This is a genomic window from Veillonella montpellierensis (genome assembly GCF_947090115.1).
GTDB classification, from domain to species: domain Bacteria; phylum Bacillota; class Negativicutes; order Veillonellales; family Veillonellaceae; genus Veillonella; species Veillonella montpellierensis.
The window spans coordinates 113,828-135,068 of record NZ_CAMUMS010000001.1 but is presented as its reverse complement, the minus strand read 5'-3'; the positions used below and the strand labels follow the sequence as shown (position 1 = coordinate 135,068).

Annotated in this window: 20 protein-coding genes, 1 tRNA gene and 1 other RNA gene; 1 reads left to right on the top strand and 21 read right to left on the bottom strand. The window is 34.8% G+C overall.

The genetic code is table 11. The annotated features are described in order from the left end of the window. Nucleotides 1-455: 455 nt before the first annotated feature. From P6940_RS00640 to P6940_RS00595, 10 genes are all read right to left on the bottom strand, one after another. Nucleotides 456-716, bottom strand: coding sequence for a DUF4911 domain-containing protein (locus tag P6940_RS00640; RefSeq protein ID WP_277292882.1), 261 nt, complete (start codon nt 714-716; stop codon nt 456-458). Nucleotides 717-1,071: 355 nt separating this feature from the next. Further along, nucleotides 1,072-2,367 carry a peptidase U32 family protein gene (locus P6940_RS00635; protein WP_277292881.1) on the bottom strand — a complete coding sequence of 432 codons (1,296 nt, stop codon included), beginning with the start codon at nt 2,365-2,367 and terminating at the stop codon, nt 1,072-1,074. Then, nucleotides 2,354-2,968, bottom strand: a complete 615-nt coding sequence (locus tag P6940_RS00630) for an O-methyltransferase (protein WP_277292880.1) — start codon at nt 2,966-2,968, stop codon at nt 2,354-2,356. Before P6940_RS00630 ends, P6940_RS00635 begins: the two co-directional genes overlap by 14 nt. Then, nucleotides 2,943-3,965, bottom strand: a complete 1,023-nt coding sequence (gene mltG, locus P6940_RS00625) for an endolytic transglycosylase MltG (RefSeq protein WP_277292879.1) — start codon at nt 3,963-3,965, stop codon at nt 2,943-2,945. Before mltG ends, P6940_RS00630 begins: the two co-directional genes overlap by 26 nt. Before the next feature lie 267 nt (nt 3,966-4,232). Next, nucleotides 4,233-4,505, bottom strand: coding sequence for a DUF1292 domain-containing protein (locus P6940_RS00620; RefSeq protein ID WP_028257244.1), 273 nt, complete (start codon nt 4,503-4,505; stop codon nt 4,233-4,235). A 9-nt stretch (nt 4,506-4,514) separates the two neighbouring features. Then, nucleotides 4,515-4,940 (bottom strand): Holliday junction resolvase RuvX, encoded by a 426-nt coding sequence (ruvX, locus tag P6940_RS00615; protein ID WP_277288586.1) that lies wholly within the window; start codon nt 4,938-4,940, stop codon nt 4,515-4,517. A 1-nt stretch (nt 4,941) separates the two neighbouring features. Continuing rightward, a complete protein-coding gene (locus tag P6940_RS00610; RefSeq protein WP_277292878.1) occupies nt 4,942-5,202 on the bottom strand; it encodes an IreB family regulatory phosphoprotein in 261 nt (86 codons plus the stop codon). 190 nt (nt 5,203-5,392) lie between these two features. Then, nucleotides 5,393-7,999 (bottom strand): alanine--tRNA ligase, encoded by a 2,607-nt coding sequence (gene alaS / locus P6940_RS00605; protein WP_277292930.1) that lies wholly within the window; start codon nt 7,997-7,999, stop codon nt 5,393-5,395. Nucleotides 8,000-8,404: 405 nt separating this feature from the next. Continuing rightward, nucleotides 8,405-9,097: an NlpC/P60 family protein gene (locus P6940_RS00600; protein WP_423839090.1), complete on the bottom strand. Its 693-nt coding sequence runs from the start codon at nt 9,095-9,097 to the stop codon at nt 8,405-8,407. Between the two features lie 59 nt (nt 9,098-9,156). Next, complete coding sequence (locus P6940_RS00595) at nt 9,157-10,110, bottom strand: glycosyltransferase family 2 protein (protein WP_028257249.1); 954 nt, start codon at nt 10,108-10,110, stop codon at nt 9,157-9,159. Between the two features lie 419 nt (nt 10,111-10,529). On the opposite strand from P6940_RS00595, the gene P6940_RS00590 reads away from it, so the two are divergent. Continuing rightward, nucleotides 10,530-11,936: an ArnT family glycosyltransferase gene (locus P6940_RS00590; RefSeq protein WP_052076825.1), complete on the top strand. Its 1,407-nt coding sequence runs from the start codon at nt 10,530-10,532 to the stop codon at nt 11,934-11,936. Nucleotides 11,937-12,357: 421 nt separating this feature from the next. Here the strand turns inward: P6940_RS00590 and P6940_RS00585 are convergent, their stop codons facing one another. From P6940_RS00585 to surE, 11 genes are all read right to left on the bottom strand, one after another. After that, entirely contained in the window at nt 12,358-12,735 is a 378-nt protein-coding gene (locus P6940_RS00585) for a hydrogenase expression/formation C-terminal domain-containing protein (RefSeq protein WP_028257250.1), read from the bottom strand. Then, on the bottom strand, nt 12,728-13,225 hold the full coding sequence (locus P6940_RS00580) for a HyaD/HybD family hydrogenase maturation endopeptidase (protein ID WP_081658376.1): 498 nt from the start codon (nt 13,223-13,225) through the stop codon (nt 12,728-12,730). The genes P6940_RS00585 and P6940_RS00580 overlap by 8 nt, the downstream gene beginning before the upstream one ends. Further along, the gene (gene cybH, locus P6940_RS00575; protein WP_028257252.1) at nt 13,209-13,934 is read right to left on the bottom strand and encodes a Ni/Fe-hydrogenase, b-type cytochrome subunit; all 726 of its coding nucleotides are present in this window, start codon (nt 13,932-13,934) and stop codon (nt 13,209-13,211) included. The genes P6940_RS00580 and cybH overlap by 17 nt, the downstream gene beginning before the upstream one ends. Before the next feature lie 14 nt (nt 13,935-13,948). Continuing rightward, a complete protein-coding gene (locus tag P6940_RS00570; RefSeq protein ID WP_277292876.1) occupies nt 13,949-15,850 on the bottom strand; it encodes a nickel-dependent hydrogenase large subunit in 1,902 nt (633 codons plus the stop codon). Further along, entirely contained in the window at nt 15,850-17,001 is a 1,152-nt protein-coding gene (locus tag P6940_RS00565) for a hydrogenase small subunit (protein ID WP_028257254.1), read from the bottom strand. The genes P6940_RS00570 and P6940_RS00565 overlap by 1 nt, the downstream gene beginning before the upstream one ends. Before the next feature lie 430 nt (nt 17,002-17,431). After that, entirely contained in the window at nt 17,432-17,761 is a 330-nt protein-coding gene (locus P6940_RS00560) for a thioredoxin family protein (RefSeq protein ID WP_277292875.1), read from the bottom strand. Between the two features lie 61 nt (nt 17,762-17,822). Beyond that, nucleotides 17,823-18,172: RNase P RNA component class A (gene rnpB / locus P6940_RS00555), an RNA gene on the bottom strand. A 74-nt stretch (nt 18,173-18,246) separates the two neighbouring features. Next, nucleotides 18,247-19,368, bottom strand: a complete 1,122-nt coding sequence (locus tag P6940_RS00550; RefSeq protein ID WP_277292874.1) for a Nif3-like dinuclear metal center hexameric protein — start codon at nt 19,366-19,368, stop codon at nt 18,247-18,249. Beyond that, nucleotides 19,365-20,069 carry a tRNA (adenine(22)-N(1))-methyltransferase gene (locus P6940_RS00545; protein WP_051211991.1) on the bottom strand — a complete coding sequence of 235 codons (705 nt, stop codon included), beginning with the start codon at nt 20,067-20,069 and terminating at the stop codon, nt 19,365-19,367. The genes P6940_RS00550 and P6940_RS00545 overlap by 4 nt, the downstream gene beginning before the upstream one ends. A gap of 231 nt (nt 20,070-20,300) precedes the next feature. Next, a tRNA-Ile gene (locus P6940_RS00540) sits at nt 20,301-20,375 on the bottom strand. A 47-nt stretch (nt 20,376-20,422) separates the two neighbouring features. Continuing rightward, nucleotides 20,423-21,184 (bottom strand): 5'/3'-nucleotidase SurE, encoded by a 762-nt coding sequence (gene surE, locus P6940_RS00535; protein WP_028257258.1) that lies wholly within the window; start codon nt 21,182-21,184, stop codon nt 20,423-20,425. Between the last annotated feature and the right edge of the window lie 57 nt (nt 21,185-21,241).

The window sequence follows — 21,241 nt, the reverse complement described above, 5'->3', positions numbered from 1 at the left end:
AATACATAAAATTTCTATTTATCTATAGTAATCTGTAGTAGTCAAACATTTGTGATACAAAGTATAGAGTTACTATACTCACCGTATTCTCACCTATGTATGTTTAATAACTAACATCTATGATTTACTAATTATCTATATTAGCACTATACATATAAAACCATACATGAATACGTGTTATAAACTAATACATTAATTACTATAATACAACTATACGATACATTTATGGGCACAAAACTAGAATTACTATCGTCACCATAGAGCTCATCTATATATGTTTAATGACTAGTATCTATGATTCACTAATTATCTATATTAGAGCTATACATATAAAATCATACATGGATACGTGTTATAAACTAATACATCAACTACTATAATACAGAGCTATACGATACGTTTCTATCTAAATACCTACTATCAATATAGTTTTATACATAATAACTGAATTAAATTTATTCACGTTTATCACAGAAATCAACAAATTCTAATCTATCTAATGACAGTGATTTCAAAATTTGAATCACCACTGACCTAGTATCTTTTGTAGTGCGAATCACTGTAAGTCCTGTACTTGCATCTAGCGTAGTCATAACACCTAAATACTCATACCCTTCTATAATCCGATTCACATAATTAGTATCACGAATATTAATTCTACAATAAACTGCGTCATCATCAATAGAACTAGAAATCTCTTCTACGCTTAATTTCATATATCTATACAACCCCATTTTCTTATAACTATAATAATGGCACAGATGGTTTCTCATATAACTCATAGACAATTATAGCAATGTAATAACTATGTAGAAACCCTACCTATTATACATCTATCTATTTTAAAAGTACTCCTGTATAGCCACAACTAAACGTATAGAAGTATAGTATACGTCATGACAAATACTATACTTCTATTGAATAGCCGTATTATATAGTAACAATCTTCATAAAAGATTACCCACTACGTAGTCTGTACTATGAAAGTAATACTTTCTATACTAAATCTATCAAGAATTCTTTAAATCGTTATGTAAAACGTTCTTTTTTATGCATATACTCACCATTATACTAATGACTACATCCAGAACAACCCATAGATTCACTACCGTCTACAGCTACTATCGCTTCTTCTTGCGTTTTACATTCCCTACGCATCATGGAATATGTTTCTAATGGTGTATCAATATATAAATGCACTTTCATTTGTGCATGTTTTGCCACATCAATTGGAGCACCGTCTTCATCAGTCATCTTGGTGATAGTGTGAGCCACAATAGTGCCGTGAGGTTGCATGAACTCAACTACATCTCCTACTTTAAAATTATTACGCTGTTCTAAATACGCATACCCTTCTGTTTCATTATATCCTGTTACTAATCCAATAAAGTCATGAGTTTGTGTGTTACTTGATTTGCCATAATTTTGAGCTGTTGCATCCGCCTTAGCAACAGAAAACCCTTCTGTATAAGGACGATGGGAAATTTTTTCTAATTCTTGAATCCATTCAGGGCGAACTCGATAATCATCGCCTTCTTCCAAATACGCATCAACTGCTTCACGATATACTTTAGTAACTGTTGCCGCATAATGAACAGATTTCATGCGACCTTCAATTTTTAAACTATCTACCCCTGCTTTAACTAAATCAGGAATATGTGCTAGTAAGCATAAATCTTTGGAATTAAAAATATAAGTCCCCATTTCATCTTCCTCAATCGGATAATATTCACCTGGTCGAGTCATTTCTACCAGTGCGTATTTCCAACGACAAGCTTGTGCACATTGTCCACGATTAGCATCTCTTGTTCCTGTAAAATAATTACTTAATAAGCATCGACCAGAATAGGATATGCACATAGCACCGTGAACAAAAGCTTCTACATCAATATCAACTGTATCTTTTAATATTCTAATATCGTCGATACTAACTTCACGAGCCATAACAACACGATCAGCTCCTAATTGTTTCCAAAATGCAGCTGTTGCCCAGTTAGTAATATTGGCTTGTGTACTAATATGTATTTCCATATGTTTAATTAAAGGTTTCGCCAAATAAAACAATCCTAAATCAGCTATTAATACAGCATCTACACCTATACCATCTAAATACTGAATATATTCTTCAAAACCTTCTAAATCTTTATTGTGTGGAATAATATTACAGGTAACATAAATTTTCTTCCCAAATGAATGAACAAACTCTACCGCTTCTTGTAATTCTTCCCGCGTAAAGTTAGAACTCCCAGCACGTAAACCAAAAGTTTTACCCGCACAATATACTGCATCGGCCCCATAACGGATTGCCATTTTCAACTTATCCATATTACCTGCTGGAGCTAATACTTCAATTTTAGGTTTCTTCATAATGATTGCCTTTCCAAACACTTACACTCATACCATCTCCTAATGGATAAATGGTAGTGTTAAATAATTCTTTATTTTCTATAAATGATAAATATTCTTCTAATCGTTTTGTAATTGTCTTAAAACGACGTGGTGTTTTTTTATTTCCTCTTACATACCCTCTAAATAATACATTATCCGCTAAAATGACTGCATTCTCGCTTAAATGTGGCATAATACATTCTAATTGACGTAAATATTGGCCTTTAGGTCCATCTAAGAAAACTAAATCATACGAGCCTTCTATAGTATGTAAAACATCAGTCGCATCACCTTGTAATAAAGTAATCTTATCTTTATAGGGAGACTGATTCACATAATACTGTGCCATCTTATACCGAGTCACATCTAGTTCAATTGAGGTAATATGTCCACATGATTTCATATTACTAGCAATTAATAGTGTAGAATATCCAATCGCTGTACCGATTTCTAACACAGATGTAGGGCGATATAAACTAATGATTTCTTCAAATAAATGTATTTCTGATTCACGTAAAATAGGTACTGCATTAACTACTGCATATACTCGTTGTTCATTCAGAATCTCCGTCATTTCCATAAATACTATCCACTACTTTCAAATGTTCTTCATAGGTTTTACTAAAATGATTATGTCCTTCTTTATCTGCTACAAAATATAAATAATCTGTAGGTGGTGCATATAATACTGCATCCATTGATTTTTTCCCAGGATTTGCAATAGGTCCTGGTGGATACCCCTTAACTACATACGTATTATATGGGCTCTGTAATTTTGTATCCGCTAATGTAATATGTGCTTTAGGATACCCTAGCACATACGCAATCGTCGCGTCCGACTGCAACGGCACACCTTCTTGAATACGTTTTTTAAACACTGCCGCAATAGTAGCTCTATCTTCATCAAATCGTGCTTCTTTTTCTACAAGAGAAGCCAATGTAACAAATTCAAAAATCGTCATATGATCTTTTTTCAATTGTTCTTTCACATCATTTGTAAAATAATCATTCATTTCAGATGACATAATTTTTAATATATCACGAGCTGATGAATTAACAGGAATATCATAAGTGCTAGGAAATAAAAATCCTTCTACACGATACGTAACTGGTTTTGTACTATTCATATATGAATAAGGCATGTAATCTTTAGCCGCTTCTAAAAAATCTTTAGCACTAACGATTTGTTTTTTTTCTAATTCAATAGCAATTTCTCCAATAGTATATCCTTCTGGAATTGTTATGTGCACAGATTTAACTCGTCCTTTTTGTAGTAAATGAATTAAATCGTATACATTAATATGTGCTGGTATTTGGTAATACCCAGTTTGCAGCTTATGCGTGTCACCACTGAGACGGAGCGCTAACCGAAATGCAAGAGGAGACCGAATTAGTCCTTTTTCATATAAGGCGTTAGTAATATCTGATCCTGTTTCATCATTTTGAATGATTAAAACTTGTGTGTCTTTCGTATTATCCCATGCATTAGGTAGGAAAAATATACCTAACAAGCCAAGAATAACAATACTAAGAATAATAGTAAAGATCGTTACAAAAATCTTCTTTTTAGCAGTCATATAGTAATTCCTTTCTAAATTATACATGTTATTATACCATATCCTTATAATAACAACAAAAATAGGGTTCCTTATGAAAGGAATCCTATTTTTAACGTTAATTTATAGTAGGAATGTCATATACGTATATGCATCAATTCATAATGCTACCATCGATACAAACGATATCTATATTACTCTTATAAAAAACTATACGCACACAATCATCAGTGATAAAAATATGATACTACTATAACTACATACATGTATCAAAATCGACAGATTCGATTATAAATCTTCACCATATTCAGCCATAACTAAATCTGCTACTGCATTAAATTCTTCTTCTGTAGGTTCTACATAAATATCTTCCCCATCTTCTTGGTCTTTTCGACAAATCATAATAGCTGGCTCATCATTATGTACATCTTCTGTAGGGATTAATACAGCATATTCTATATCATTATATGTAACTGTTCTAAATTCGATAAATTCAACAATACCATCTTCTGTATCAAATTGTACCACTGGATATTCCATATCTAATTCTTCTGCGGACATTGGGCCCTCCTATTGCTTCTTCATAGTATCTAATCTTGCTAAATAGCCTTGCAAAATAACAACAGCTGCCATTTTATCAATTACAAGTTTTCTTTTTTTACGGCTAACATCTGCAAAAATCAATGATTTTTCAGCCATAACTGTCGACAATCGTTCATCCCAAAATATAACTGGCACATGAATCACTTCTTGCATCTTATGTACAAATTCTTCTGTCTTTTCTGCGCGATCACCCTTAGTACCATTCATATTTTTTGGCATTCCTACAACTAATTGGTGAACTTCATATGCCTCTATTAATTCTTGCAAACGTTGGAAATCATTAGCTAAAGAAGTACGCCGTATAGTCTCAACTCCCTGTGCCGTCATTAGCAATGCATCACTGCAAGCAACACCTATTGTACGACTTCCTACATCAAGTGACATAATGCGCATATTATAAACCCTTAGCTTTTACATAACCAGTTACAAGTTCTTCAATAATCTCATCCCGTTCTAATCGTCGAATTTTAGAACGTGCGTTATTATAACTTGTAATATACGTTGGATCACCTGAAATTAGATACCCTACGATTTGATTGACAGGATTATATCCCTTCTCTTTTAAAGAGCGATATACATCACTTAAAATTTGATCTGGTGTAATCTCCACATCATCAACTTTTTTAAACATCATAGTTTCATCAGATATACTCACGGTAACCCCTCCTTTATAATAAATTCATCATATATTCATTATACTACATTTTGTCTATACGATAATATTCAAGTATATAATAAATTCTCTATAAATTATGTAAGTCTACAAATATTCATAGTTACTCGTACTATCCTATGTCAATCAATAGATTATAATTCTAGTAAGACCTCTAAGAATTGACCTACTATCATTTTACCATATGGCAAATAGTTTCTTTACCTACTGTTAATGCATCGTCTAAGGACTCTAGATTTTTACCACCAGCTTGTGCCATATCAGGACGTCCTCCGCCATTACCACCTGCAGTCTGTGCAACGGCTTTGACAATGTTACCAGCATGAATCCCCTTGTCTAACACGTCTTTAGTTGCCATGCAAACAAAATTTACCTTGTCTCCAATAGCAGCTCCTAATAAAACAACACCTGATTGAACGGTATCTCGCACCATATCAGCTTGTTGTCGCAATTCATTCATATCATTTGCTGAAACAGATGCCACTACCGCTGTTACAGAATTAACTGTAAATTTATGATTTAAAATACTATCAAGACTCGATGTAGCCAGTTCTTTTTTCGCCATTGCTAGGGCATGTTCAGTTTCTTTTGCCTCTGCCAAAACTTGTGTCATTCGTTCTACAATGGTAGCTGGTTTTGTCTTTAATTGATCTGCTAAATGATGAATAATCTGTCTATCCGCCTGTGCCATATCAATAGCTGCTTTACCAGTAACTGCTTCAATACGACGGACGCCTGCGCCAGTACCAGATTCAGAGGTAATCCGAAATGTTCCTACTACAGCCGTGTTAGGTACATGAGAGCCGCCACAAAGTTCAACGCTAAAGTCAGGTACGGTAACCACTCGAACACGATCACCGTATTTGTCACCGAATAAAGCCATGGCACCTTTTGCTTTTGCTTCCTCCATAGACATTTCTTGAATATCTAGTGCTTTCATCGCTAATATTTGTTCATTAACAAGTGCTTCAATTCGTGTCAATTCATCAGCTGTAACTGGAGAAAAATGAGTAAAGTCAAATCGTAAATACTCTGGCGTTACTAATGAACCAGCTTGATTTACATGAGTTCCTAATACTTGTTTTAATGCAGCATGCAATAAGTGTGTTGCCGTATGATTGCGTGCCATAGATAATCGACGTATTGTATCTACATCAAACGACACTGTCTCACCATCTGATATACTACCTTCTACAACAGTTCCTATGTGATAGACGGTTCCTTCTGGCAATCGTTTTGTATTGTGAATTTCAACTTTTCCCATGGGACCCATCATATAACCAGTGTCGCCTAATTGACCGCCACCTTCTGCATGAAATGGTGTTTCTCTCACAATAATAGTCACATCTTCACCATCTGTAGCTATTTTCACGCGTTCAGTGCCCTTGCCAATCATCAAAATATTAGAATCTGTTGCTGTTTCATTTTCTGTTAACGTTTCATGCGCCAAAAATTTAATTTCTGGAGTCATAACCTTAGCATCCACATCAGCTCTAGCTTCTCTGGCACGTATCCGTTGTTCATTCATAGCGCTTTCAAATCCGTCATGGTCGATGTGTAAACCTGCTTCCTTGGCAATTTCCTCTGTTAATTCCCAAGGGAACCCATAGGTATCATATAATTTAAACACTTCTACGCCTGAAACAACATCAGATTTTTCCTCTTTCAATTTTTCAATTAAGGAATGTAATAAGTCTAGGCCTTGTGCTAATGTTTGATTAAAACGCTCTTCTTCGTTAGCAACAACACGTTTTATAAAATCTTGTTTTTCCAATAAATTAGGTACATGTCCCCCTAAAATATCCATGACAGTATCGACTAACGATGTTAAAAACTGACCATTAATACCTAATAGCCGTCCATGACGAACAGCACGTCGTAAAATGCGGCGCAATACGTATCCACGGCCTTCATTAGATGGTAGCACACCATCCGAAATTAAAACACTGCAAGCACGAATATGATCGGCAATTACTTTTAAAGATACATCAGTATTAGCATCTTCATGATACGTAACATGAGCCATTTCTGCAGTTCGTTCAATTAATGGGAATATTAAATCTGTTTCAAAATTGCTTTCACATTCTTGTAACACAGATGCTAATCGTTCAAGCCCTGCACCAGTATCAATATTTTTTTGTGCTAATGGTTCATAATTGCCATCTGCAGTGCGATTAAATTGAGTAAATACCAAATTCCAAATTTCTAAATAACGATCACAATCACAACCTGGTTGACAAGTCGGCTCACCACAGCCACGTTCTGGGCCTAGGTCATAGAAAATTTCAGAATCTGGTCCACATGGACCTTCTCCAATTTCCCAAAAATTATCTTCTAATTTAAAAATATGACTTTCTTCTACACCACAGTCTAACCAATTATCCATAGCCTCTTGGTCATCCGGATATACTGTTACATATAGCTTTGATTTATCTAATTTAATAACTTCTGTTAAAAACTCCCAAGCCCAATGAATTGCTTCTGTTTTAAAGTAATCCCCAAAAGAGAAGTTACCTAGCATTTCAAAAAATGTATGATGTCGTGCTGTACGACCTACATTGTCAAGATCCCCTGTACGAATTGATTTTTGGCAAGTAGTAATACGTGTGCAAGGAGGTGTCAATTTACCTGTAAAAAAAGGTTTTAATGGTGCCATACCTGCCCCAATCAATAATAAGGACGGATCATTTTCTGGCACTAATGAAAAACTATCTAGTTTTAGATGTCCTTTACTTTCAAAAAAATCCAAATAAGCCTTACGAAGGTCATTACCTTTCATATACATATTCCCAGCCTCCTGTTGTTCATTTCTATCTGAATCTATCTACATAGAATCAATTATAAAGCGTCTCTTTATTTTACTATACTTAATAAATTTTTTCTATACCTAATCAGAAAGTAATATACTATACCTTTTTTCATTGATACATGGTTATATAATAATAAATAAATAATTGATATATACCTACTATTTTCCATCAATTTCTTATTACTATCTTCTCTATGAGTAGAATTTATGTAGTATACATCGCCATATTGTATCCACAGATATCACCTATAATAGAACTTTTCACTAACTGAAAAAAGTCACATACGAACTAAAAGTGATTCGTCAACCCCTAATAAGAACACTTCTTGTTCGTATGTAACTCATTTTTATACTCATATAGTGATACATAACAAATTATTTCATAACTCGTCTTGCTCCAAGATATCGTTCATGCCAATATCCAGAATCTAAGTCTGCTATGGCTACGCCACGACTAGTAGTAGCACTAATAAATTTACCATTTCCCACATAAATACCTGAATGAGAGGCGCCTGGTTCGTAGGTTTCAAAAAACACTAAATCACCAGGTCTCAAATTTGAACGAGATACATTTTGACCTACTTCATATTGTTCATCTGCTAAGCGCGGTAATGTAATTCCCGCCTTTGCAAATACATATTTAGTATACCCTGAGCAATCAAATCCTCGCGGTGTATTACCACCGAACACATAAGGAACACCTTTATATCGGTCCGCTTCTGCTAATAATGCCTTTACATCTTTCGTAAGACCTACATTAGCTGGAACACTATGATTAGTAACTTTTTTTACCTTTTTTTTCTCTTTTGATGAACCAACATTCTTTCCTATTGGTTTTCCCATTAATGCTTTATAGGTAGCAGGCCCTACAATACCATCCACTTCTAAACCATGATCCTTTTGAAATAAGCGGACAGCCCATTTAGTTTCTTTGCCATATGTACCTTGTTTATCAAAAGCTTTATAACCTTTTTTGATTAATTGCTTTTGAATCGACGTGACAACCTTTCCTTGGTCACCCATTCCATAAGAGGCACTTGCTAGTATCGTTACGCACCATGCAAACATAATGGTTAAGGCTAACACCCTAATTATATTAGATTTAGAGTTCATATCTGCCCTCACTTCTAGTTGTATATATTACGCTTTTTATTATCTGTATCACAATTAATAGTACTGCGAACCCAATATAGTGGCCTATGTTTAACTTCTTCAAATACACGTCCCACATACTCACCAATAATACCTATGCCAATAAGCTGAATTCCACCGAGGAAAAAAATTGCCATTCCCAACGTAGTCCAACCATTAACTGCTTCTCCGCTGAAATATACATATAAAATATGTAAAATCATTAATAAGCTTAGTAGTCCACATAATATACCTACATATAAAGCCATTCTAAGTGGAGCTCTAGAAAATGCAGCAATACCATCTAAGGCAAAACGAATCATTTTTCGTATACTAAATTTAGATTTTCCTGCAAAACGCGGTGGTGCCACAAAATGAAGTTCTGCTTGTCTGTAGCCTAAATCACCTACAATACCTCGCAAAAATCGACCATGTTCACGAAACCGTTTCAATGTTTCTAATGATTTTCGATTCATTAATCGGAAATCAGACCCACCTTCAACGATGGGCACTTCTGCCATTTTATTCATAAGTTTATAATAATATTTAGATGTAATGGCCTTAGCCCAACTAGCATCTTCAGTAGAATCACGAATCGTTCTAACTACATCATAACCTTGCTCCCATAGTTGAACTAACTGAGGTATTAATGCTGGAGGATGTTGCATATCGCCATCCATAGTAATGACGGCCTCTCCAGTAGCATAATCAAGGCCACATGTTAATGCTAACTGATGTCCAAAGTTGCGTGCTAAGAGCAGCACTTTAACACGACAGTCTTTTCTTGCCAAATCACGAAGTAACAAAGAAGAGCTATCTGACGATCCATCATCAACAAATATAACCTCATAATCATATGCTAATGCATTCATTTCTGTCACTACAGCATCATAAAATACTTTTATATTATCCTCTTCATTATAAACAGGTACTACAATCGATAGTAACATAGTTACCTCCTCTTTTATTTCTTTTATATTTTACTAAAAAATTCACACTTAAGCAAATTTATACAATTTTGTCATGCTATAAGATAGGTGTTAAACGCTCATTGTAGTACCTATCTATTTCCTCAAATATAAGAAATATAGGCATCTCTAGCTTCTATATCATGTCTAATTTTCATAAAATTATTTATTCGACACTCTTTATGTTCTTTCTAATATATACTATAATATATGTTATTCTCTTATCTCTATGAATGTAGAATATAGTATTAGAAAGGAGTTCTGCTCATATTATTTTCTATGATCAGAAATTATATATGTATACGCAAATAAATAATTATATCCAAAACATATGGTCATCCCATCGTAATTTTCTATATCTTCTATTGATATCCCTTATTGTTTATCTCGCAGGTAATCATATGATTACCATTACTGATCCAGTAGAGTCAAACTATGTACTAACCGCCAAAAATATGATTGATATTAACGAATATCTATCTCCCTATATTTTATATCATTACTGGTATGACAAACCTATTTTTTACTACTGGGAGTTAATTGCTAGTTATAAACTCTTTGGATTTAGCAACTTTACCAGTCGTCTTCCATCAGTCATAACAAGTTTACTAGCACTTATCGTAGCATATACAGCTGTCAATCACATACTTTCAAAAAAAATAGCCCTCACGACTACGATTATCTTGGCAAGTTCGTTTGAGTTTTGGCTACTTTCTAAAACAGCGATTACAGATATGACACTATTCTTATGTATAATATCCACCTTATTATTATTTTATATAGGCTATACGTCAAACACTCACAAATCTAACTATTATCGATTAGCCTATGTGTGTGCAGCTTTTGCCATATTAACAAAAGGTCCCATTGGTTTTCTTCTTCCTGGACTAATTATCCTCATTTTTTTACTGTTACAGCGAAATCTAAAAGAATTATTACACTTGCAATTGCCATTAGGTCTTATCATTGTTTGTGTCGTAGGTGGTAGTTGGTATATGTACATGTATATAACCCATGGTATTGCATTTATTGATACTTTCTTCGGCGTCCACAACATGTTACGAGTAACACAATCAGAGCATCCAAAACAAAATGTATGGTATTTTTACATCATAATTACAATCATCGCTACATTCCCTTGGGGCATAGTATCAGTATATCAATGGATACGCACAATACCCAATATATCACATCTCTATATAAAAATTAAATCTTTATTTAGCAAACATGATCCGTTGTCAACATTTCTATGGGTATGGGCCTTAACAACTATTCTAGTATTTCAATGTGTAGCTACCAAATACACGACATATACATTTCCTGCTCTGTTTCCTTTAACTCTATTAATCGCTCGTTCCTTGCAATGGAATCTAAAAACTATAGCTCGTGTAGCAGCAGTCATCGGTACTATCTATATCATACTCTCCGTTACCATCGTTCCCGTGTTAACTACCAACGCCTCTGGCTTTGTTATTAGTCAATATCTTAATCAATATGCTAATCCATCTTCCATTGTTGTTAGCACTAACACCTATTATAATTCAGTTAATATTTACAGTCATTTTACTAATTATAGATTATCTACGCAAAGTAATATGCCTAGTAATAAAGCAAATACAATCAGTTGGGATGTTCTGTACTTTATGCCTTTTAAAGATGTAGAAACATTACCACTCACTAAAGATGTCTATTTAATAACAACGAAACCAATCGAATCGATTGATATCATCAAAGATAAAGAATCCTGGCATGTATGTGTCACTACTGGCAATCAATTTTTATATTGCCGAAAAGCTAACGATAATTAATTTTCTGATGAATCGGATTAGACTATATTCTCTTAATACGACACCATCTTCCTCTCTATCTACGGCTATATATTATAATACATACCTCCTTCTAATATATAAATAGTATCGCCGTTAACATACTAGATTAACTACTAAGCTAAACTCATAATAAAATTACAAACAAACTCCATCTATCCCATTTTTCATCTACATAGCTATCATGAATGACCAAAATTATATACTATATTCATAGTAAACTCTAAGAACAACAAAAACACCTTCAACTACATTTGTAGATGAAGGTGTTTTATTTTCACTATATGTAATTATTATCTTATATCGTCGATCCTATACAAAAATACTCTTAATCATATGAAAACAGATATATAAACTAATTCTTAATAAGGTAATTATAATATGCCATACAAATTTCTCTATATTATAAATCAGCTGCATCAATATATTTTTGTAGTTCTTCTTCCGCTTCTATAATATCTTCATTAAATGCACCAGCAACAGCCGGATAGCGACCGACTTCGATAGTGTGAACGATAGCATCATCTCTACCATTTTTGTAGATGCCAATCCAAATACCAGAAAACTCACTTTCAAACCATTCGACAGGCTGATCCGTTTCATCAAAACGAATCGTTATATTTCCTTTTCCCAGTGTTTCTAGTAATTCTATTTGTTCTGATTCACTCAATCCCGTTTTTTCTACATACAAAGTATACGTATTGCCTTGTTCACGAAAATCTTTCATGGCATTTTTCAACTCATTTAAAACAGCTTGAAGATTTGATAAGGAATTAGTCATCTCGTTTTTTTACCTCCACGCCCCATTCCATTAAAACATGTATAACTCGCGAAATCACTTCGGGTAATACCTTTGCTACTACAGAAGACGGTTCGAGACCGATTTCTAAGGAAAATGGTTCTACCCCTATTACAGTAGCTGCTTCTAATGGTTCTTCTTGCAGTGCACGAATACGTAAAATATCTTGTATTCCCACTTCATGGGCAGAAATATTTTTTGTAAAATAATTTTCTACTTCTTGATGTGTAAACTCATACACTGTACCTGGTTCTTCTCCTCCATTAATAGCATCTACTAAAATGAGTCGCTTCATGCCATCCATATAGGATAACAATTCCATTCCCATCGTTCCACCATCAATAATATTAATAGCTGGAGTAAAAAAGTAGTTATCTTTCAATGTATTAATAACGTGAACGCCAAGGCCTTCGTCTGTTAATAAAATATTCCCGACTCCTAACAATGTAATTGTATTATTTTCTGGCAACATCATCTTCATCCTCTATATCATGCATATCAATAGGGTCATGCGCATAATATTTCATACCAGTTACCATGCTTGATACTTCACCAGACTCTTCCATAACATCTTCACGAAATGCCATATATACATGAATAACTGTAAACAACAAGAAAATCCATGCAATATAATGGTGAATAATGTGTACTCGATATTCTCCAATCATAGCATTAATAGGGTTAAATATAACAGCAATCCAACTATGAGGTTCTACCATAGCATACATAGCAAATCCAGTAACTATCTCGAAGAAAAATAATACATATACCATCATATAACTTGTACGAGCTAAAGAATTCCTCAAATATGTATCATAATGCTTCTGTGGTAACATTAAGTAGTGAATCGTTGTTTCTCGTAAACCGCGCCAATATAGTTTTTGATTAAATTTAGGCATCAATCGATCGCCACGGTTTCTAATCGCACCAGCAATTCTAAAAATAAAAGAAAAAGTTAAAATAAACCCAGCGATAAAATGGATACGTCGTATCATTTCCATAGAAAACCAGTTATTGATTGCAAAAGTTGGTTCCTTACCAATCAAACCTGCAAAGCCAGGATCTCCAATATATAGACCTGTCCAGAATAATGCAGTCACGCTCAATACCATTAGCCAATGAAAAATGCGTAGCCACAAACTAAAAACTACATAGGCCTTTTTATCAGAATGAATTAGCATTGTTATGTCACTCCTTATTTACACAAAGCATCTGTATTAACAGACGCAATTTTTTTACCCTCTTTGTTATATAAATGTGTAGCACATGCCAAACAAGGGTCAAATGAGTGAACAGCTTTTAAAATTTCTAATGGCTTTTCTAGTACTTTTACACGGGTATCAATCATAGTATCTTCATATGCACCATGCTCATTAGCGATAGTTCTTGGGCATGCATTCCATGTTGACGGAACAATACATTGATAGTTTTCTGTACGCCCGTTTTTAATATGAACCCAATGTCCTAATCCACCGCGCGGTGCATCTAATACGCCAACGCCTTTAGCTTCTTCTGGCCAAGTTTTAGGATCCCATTTTGTCATATCTGCTACAGCTACATCCCCTGATTTTATATTTTTAATCAATTTATTATAAAAATATCGACTCATGGTTGCCGCCACTTGAGCATCTAGGGCGCGACAAGCTGTACGACCTACAGTAGAGCACATCCATACGTGTGCTGGCACGCCAAGAATGTTAGACACCGCTTCAATCTGACGAACAATCATAGATTCTGCCCATGTTGGTTGTGTAATAATACCTTGTTTTATTTTTGTATATACTACAATATATTTTGCTAATGGCCCCACTTCACAGGTCTTTCCTTTAAAAGTTGGTGATTTTATCCAAGAGTATTTCTTAGTTTCATCCAAAAACTCCCATTTTTCTTTAGTCCCTGTTTTTGGTCCTGTGAAGTTTGCTTCTGTAATCCCTTCACTAGGATGCAAAGACTGCGTTCCATCAGGATAATTAAACCATGAATGTTCAATTTCTTCACTTAAAAATTCAGGATTCATTAAATCTTGACCTTCTAACGGTATAAACGTAGCATGGTCTACACCAGCACCAAAGTTTTCTACTACACCATTAGAGCGAGAAACAGCTTTTTTAAAGTAATCACCATTAGAAATGCCTGTATATGGTTCATCTGGATATCCGCCATAGGATAAAACGCGTTTTTTAGATAAACCGCCTCCATCAACCATACCAGCTTGTACATATATTTTACCGATTGCTAACACGTCTGGTAAATAAAAATTATCTACTAAATTTCTCGTTAAAGAAATAGATTTATCTACTTCTGCCAATCGTTGTGTATTAACTGGTGCATTCATATCATTCATGGAAATAGCACAAGGCATACCGCCTACAATATAGTGAGGATGCGGATTTTTACCACCAAATATAACATGCGGTGTCACGATATTACGCTGTTGATCTAAAATATTTAAATAATGAGATATGGCCATCAAATGCACTTCTGGTGGCAACAATTTATAATCAGGATGATCCCACCACTGCGCAGAAAAAATTCCTAATTGACCACTATCAACAATTTTTTTAATTTTATTTTGAATAGCCGAGAAATACTGTGTAGATCCCTTAGGATAGTCTTTCGGATATGCTGATGTATCATCTTGATACTCTTTAGGTTCCAATCCTGATACATTATAGGTAGCTAATATATTCTCTTGTAATTGTGCTGTTTTACTAGGATCAGCTGCCAATGCTTCTATAGGACTCACCCAATCTAATGCATGTAAGTGATAAAAATGGACAATATGGTCATGCACCTCTAGGGCACTGTGCATAATATTTCTAATGTAATTGGCGTTTTTAGGGATTTGAATACCTAACGCATCTTCTACTGCTCGAAGTGCAGCCAATGCATGGGTAGATGTACAAACTCCGCAAATTCTCTGCACAAACGCCCATAAATCACGAGGGTCTCGATTTTTAGCCACTAATTCGATACCACGCCAAGCTGTACCACTAGATAATGCATCAGTCACTTTACCTGTGGTTTCGTCTACATTAATTTCTACTCTCAAATGCCCTTCAATACGAGAAATTGGGTCTACTACAACACGCTTCATTAATCATTTCCTCCATCATGATGGTTATTCTTATTCATCGTTTCATTCCATAAGCCAGCTTCTTTTAAACGTTTTTCTTCTTTTAAATCTTCATATTTATTTTTTGCTAATGTTAATGCGCCATGTGCTACAACAGCCCCAGTTGCTGCAAATCCAGCAATAGTACCTACCGTATCCGCATTAGTGATTGTATTGGCCATCGGAATATCTGGTAATCGTTTATAAAAATTATCATTATCCCAAAAATCTTTTTCAGAACAACCAATACAACCATGTCCCGATTGAATAGGATAAGAAAGTCCGTTCCACCACCGTAAATTACCACAAGAATTATAAGTTTCTGGGCCTCGGCAACCTACTTTATATAAACACCAACCCGCTTTTGATGCATCATCATCAAATTTTTCCACAAATAATCCCGAATCAAAAAAGGCGCGACGATAACATGTATCGTGAATACGATTACCATAGAATTGTTTTGGTCTTCCTTGAATATCTAACGGTGGAATCTCACCAAATAATGCATAATGCATAATAACGCCTGTCATGACTTCTGGAATTGGAGGGCAACCTGGCACTTTAATAATAGGTACACCAGAAACAACAGATGATACTGATACAGTATTAGTTGGATTTGGTTTAGCTGCTTGAATCCCGCCCCATGCAGCACAAGAGCCATATTCGATAATAGCAGAGGCCCCTGCTGCACATTCTTTAAGAACTTCTACAAATGGTCGTCCTCCTACAGAACAGTACACGCCATTTTCATCAAGAGGCACACCGCCTTCAACTGCTAGTATATATTTACCAGATTTATTAGCAACAATCTCTTTTAAATGATGTTCTAATGGTTCACCAGAAGCGGCAGCCAATGTATCATCATATTCTAAGGCAATCATATTTAAAATAACATCAGAAGCAAATGGAGATGTAGAACGAATAAATGATTCATCACAACCTGTACATTCATGGCCATGTAACCAAACCACTGTCGGTAATTCTTTAGTTTCTGCTGCCTTAACAACAGTATCTAACATGGTTGGTGGCAAACCTAATACAGCCGTCAACGCTACACATGACTTAACAAATGTGCGTCGACTTAATTTACGCTCTTGAAAGAGTGTCCATAAGCTATTCATACGTTCTTTCACTGGAGTTATCCCCCTTATTAATAATCTTACACTTTGCATTTATAAAATATATAATCAATAACATGGATACATATCACAAAAATATTCCATAATCATAGTATACCATGTGCATCTATAAATTTCTAGAAAAATAATTTGATAATATAAGGTTTTACATCTATTTTATCGTGAATAAATATATGTCAGTTATAAAAAAAATTTACCCTTAGTTTATAAAATCAAACATATCAATTTATTAAAAATAACCGTATAAAAGCCAAATTAATTTGAACTTTTATACGGCATGTATTTTGTATGTCATACAATGTAATACATCTTGTAATGAGATTAGACTATCCTAGATATAAGTAATAGTTACCTATTCTTACAACTGAGCAATAAATTTCTATACATAAACACATCATTCTATCTCACTTATGATGTACCAATGTTATCCTTTTAATTCGTGAATTAATTCTTCTAATACAGAAGCTTTCTTATATCCTGCTATACGATCCAGTTCTTTTCCTTCTTTAAATAGTAGTATCGTAGGAATTCCTTCCACGTCATACGTTAAGCATAATTCCTTAACAAGGTCTGCATTAACACTAAAAAATGTAGCTTCTTTATCCAAATCGATTGCTAGTTGTTCTAATTCAGGGCTCATTACTTTACAAGGAGCACACCATTCAGCCCAAAAACATACTACAGATAAGCCATTTTGCAACAATACTTTTTGATTAAATTCTTCTACACTAGTGATTTCAATGAAAGCCATCATGCACACTCCTTATCATTATATTAATGATTATCATATAAGAAAACCGCCCCTAAAAGCGGTTATGGCAAGCAATCAATAAGCCGAGTTCTGTTCTGTTTACACAGTGACGATTATCTTTCTAGACGTATGGTCACCCATACGTTCAAGCGGCACAACCCGAAAGGTCGGCGGGCCACCTCAACCCTTTTCTATTAGGCCTTGCTCCAGATGGGGTTTACCAAGCCAAACTTGTTACCAAGTTGCTGGTGCGCTCTTACCGCACCGTTCCACCCTTACCATATATTTATGGCGGTCTTCTTTTCTATGGCACTTTCCCTAAGGTTACCCTCGCCAGACGTTATCTGGCATCCTGCCCTATGGAGCTCGGACTTTCCTCGAACTATAATAGCTCGCAATCGTCTTTCATACTTGCTCTATTTAGTCTAGCACAAATACCGATAGAAAAGCAACTGTCCACAAAATAATATATATATTAGTTTCTGTGGTTAACTCTTAACAAAAAAGAAATCTTGTTGTTCTTCATAGGGCATAATCGAAATAGTGGAATCAATTTCGTGTATATGAGGAGAAATGTAGCTAGCAATGCCTATAGCTACACACTCTTCTGTACCAAAATGGCCTGCATCAACAACCAATATCCCCAATTCCTTTGCTAGTTGCATATCATGATACTTTACATCACCTGTGATATACGCATCAGCGCCTCTAATAGCTGCTTGTGTAATAAATTCTGCTCCACTACCAGAACAAATAGCGATGCGTTGAATTGCATCTTTTTTTACCCCTCCTGCACGTACTCTTGCTTTTGGTAAGACATGCTGCACATACTGTATAAGCTCTTTATAATTCATCGCTATTTCCAAGTCTCCTAGGCGCCCCAAATAATGCACTGCTTCTGGTTCTTTCAAAGGAAATACATCATAAGCAACTTCTTCATAGGGGTGTACTTTTAACATAGCCTGTATCACATTAGAAAGTATCTTTCCCGGTACTAGTGTTTCAATCCTTTCTTCCTCTACTACTTCCATTTGCCCTAATTTTCCAATAAATGGATGCGCGTCTTCAATAGGTGTAAATCGGCCTTCTCCAACACTACTGTATGAACAACCCGCATAATTCCCCATACTACCTGCTCCCGCTATGCCTAACGCCCGTCGTACACATTCACTATGAGATGTAGGGGCATATACAACTAGTTTATATAATGGTGAAGACCCTGTTTTTACGAAACCTAAAGAACCTTTCAAACCTAGTTTACTAGCTAGCATATCATTAAGTCCATCCTTCGCAATGTCTAAATTAGTATGCGCACTATATACAGCTATATTAGATTGAATAAGCGAATATAACAATTTACCGATGGAAGTAGTCTTATCAATATGTTTTAGACCTTTAAAAATAAGAGGATGATGACTAATTATCATATTAATATCATGGTTAATCGCATATGAAACTGCCTCTTCTGTTACATCTAAAGTTGTCAGAATACCTGTAACTGTTTCTCTTCTATCGCCTACCATCAATCCTGGATTATCCCATGACTCTGCTAAGGAAAGTGGCGCCCATGTTTCCATTACTTGAATGACGTCTTCTACAAGTAAACTCATAATAATTCCTCCAGCTCCTTAATACACTGTTGCGTTTTTATAAATTTATTGGTTCGGCGCAATGCAATGGTCATACTTTCTAATACTGATTGATACTGATGAATAAAATTTTCAATGTATTGTCTCCATAAAAGCGGCCTTTCTTCTGCCACTAATGCTCCAACCATCCACAATATAGAGTCTTTAGGTAGATTGGCATATATATCTTTATCCAAACTAGCAGGATCTAATAAATCTTTTTTTATAGCTAGCCATGCTTGATATAGTTTTCCCATATCGTACATAATAATTTCTTTGATAATGCAGTAGCCCTCTTCTACCATATATTGCCGTAATTCTGCTTGACCATTTTGTGGTTGCACTACATAAAAGTCTAATAACTCTGGTGCTTCTCTTATAATATCACGCATTAAAAATCCACCCATGCCACAAATAACGGCACCTGTTAGCTCTCCTACCTTTGTATTTTGTAGACCATTACTTAATCTACATTCAATATATGATGTTAACTGACATGACTCAATATATCGTTTTGCCGTCTCCAATGGTCTTGCATTTACATCAATAGCAATAACCCGACCGGCCTTTTTCTCCTTAATCATGGCTACTGCCAGATAGCCATGATCAGTTCCTACATCGGCAATAACACCTGCTTGTGGAACAATATCTAATATAGCCTGTAATCGCTTCGTTAATTTCACAGTACACCTCTTTATGACTGATACTCTATAGCAAATAGATACATCACATAACTAGTACTTACTTCACACTTATAATAATCGCCATTCTATAAAAGTTCAAGTTCTACTTATATCCTTTTTCTTTCTAGTGGATATAAACAAAGATAGACATCTATATTGAATTAGAGAAAACTAATACCAATATAAATGTCTACTAAACTATCCTATCTTGTATATTATATAGAATGTATCTGGTGGGCCCACCTGGGTTCGAACCAGGGACCGACCGGTTATGAGCCGGTTGCTCTACCACTGAGCTATAGGCCCATGCGATTAATCATCTTCATAATTATACTCAATTTTTCAGTTTATCGTCAAGGATATTTTATAATTTCCTTCAATATTTTTTTGCCTTGTATATCTTCTTGTGCCCATGTCAAAGGTACAACTGTAATCATATCATTTCTGCTATAATATACATCACTATCTTCTTCACTAAAATCTTTAACAACCGTACCAGCAACCCAAAAATAATTACGTCCTCGCGTATCAATACGAGGATCAATAATATTTACATATTTTTGATACCCTTGTGATGCAATTCGAACTCGTGACCAATCATATGGTCCATTATAAGGAATATTAACATTTAATAATCCCTTATAGTCATGTTCTAAAAAAAATTTAGTAATAAACGTTTCTATAAAAGGAAATAAAGTCGATACATGATTTGCATTATACTTTTCAACAGATAATGCTAATGATGGAATGCCATAAAAAAGGCCCTCCATAGCTGCTCCTATAGTCCCAGAGTATATTGCATCAGAGCCTAAATTATATCCATGATTAATACCTGATATAAATAAATCTGGCATATCTTCCATTAAATAGTACGATAAAGCAAATTTAGCACAATCTGTAGGTGTCCCTGTAAGGGAGTAAATCTTTAATGCATCCCTATCTGTAAAAATTTTCTTCATATGTATGGGATTATCAATTGTTAACGCATGTGATTTAGCGCTCTGCTCCATGGCTGGTGCTATAACAGTAACTCGATGACGCTTTGCCAAATAATCTGCCAAGTCTCTCAAGCCTTTTGCCTCTACACCATCATCATTTGTCATTAAAATATGCATATAACCTCCTAAAAAAGAGTCGCCTTTTTATGTATTTACATGATAGCGACTCTTTAT

Bases quoted from the DNA above. Each gene is read 5' to 3' on its own strand.
- P6940_RS00640 (WP_277292882.1), bottom strand. From the start codon at position 716: ATGAAATTAAGCGTAGAAGAGATTTCTAGTTCTATTGATGATGACGCA.
- P6940_RS00635 (WP_277292881.1), bottom strand. From the start codon at position 2,367: ATGAAGAAACCTAAAATTGAAGTATTAGCTCCAGCAGGTAATATGGAT.
- P6940_RS00630 (WP_277292880.1), bottom strand. From the start codon at position 2,968: ATGGAAATGACGGAGATTCTGAATGAACAACGAGTATATGCAGTAGTT.
- mltG (WP_277292879.1), bottom strand. From the start codon at position 3,965: ATGACTGCTAAAAAGAAGATTTTTGTAACGATCTTTACTATTATTCTT.
- P6940_RS00620 (WP_028257244.1), bottom strand. From the start codon at position 4,505: ATGTCCGCAGAAGAATTAGATATGGAATATCCAGTGGTACAATTTGAT.
- ruvX (WP_277288586.1), bottom strand. From the start codon at position 4,940: ATGCGCATTATGTCACTTGATGTAGGAAGTCGTACAATAGGTGTTGCT.
- alaS (WP_277292930.1), bottom strand. From the start codon at position 7,999: ATGAAAGGTAATGACCTTCGTAAGGCTTATTTGGATTTTTTTGAAAGT.
- P6940_RS00600 (WP_423839090.1), bottom strand. From the start codon at position 9,097: ATGTTTGCATGGTGCGTAACGATACTAGCAAGTGCCTCTTATGGAATG.
- P6940_RS00595 (WP_028257249.1), bottom strand. From the start codon at position 10,110: ATGTTACTATCGATTGTAGTACCTGTTTATAATGAAGAGGATAATATA.
- P6940_RS00590 (WP_052076825.1), top strand. From the start codon at position 10,530: ATGATTACCATTACTGATCCAGTAGAGTCAAACTATGTACTAACCGCC.
- P6940_RS00585 (WP_028257250.1), bottom strand. From the start codon at position 12,735: ATGACTAATTCCTTATCAAATCTTCAAGCTGTTTTAAATGAGTTGAAA.
- P6940_RS00580 (WP_081658376.1), bottom strand. From the start codon at position 13,225: ATGTTGCCAGAAAATAATACAATTACATTGTTAGGAGTCGGGAATATT.
- cybH (WP_028257252.1), bottom strand. From the start codon at position 13,934: ATGCTAATTCATTCTGATAAAAAGGCCTATGTAGTTTTTAGTTTGTGG.
- P6940_RS00570 (WP_277292876.1), bottom strand. From the start codon at position 15,850: ATGAAGCGTGTTGTAGTAGACCCAATTTCTCGTATTGAAGGGCATTTG.
- P6940_RS00560 (WP_277292875.1), bottom strand. From the start codon at position 17,761: ATGATGGCTTTCATTGAAATCACTAGTGTAGAAGAATTTAATCAAAAA.
- P6940_RS00550 (WP_277292874.1), bottom strand. From the start codon at position 19,368: ATGAGTTTACTTGTAGAAGACGTCATTCAAGTAATGGAAACATGGGCG.
- surE (WP_028257258.1), bottom strand. From the start codon at position 21,184: ATGCATATTTTAATGACAAATGATGATGGTGTAGAGGCAAAAGGCTTG.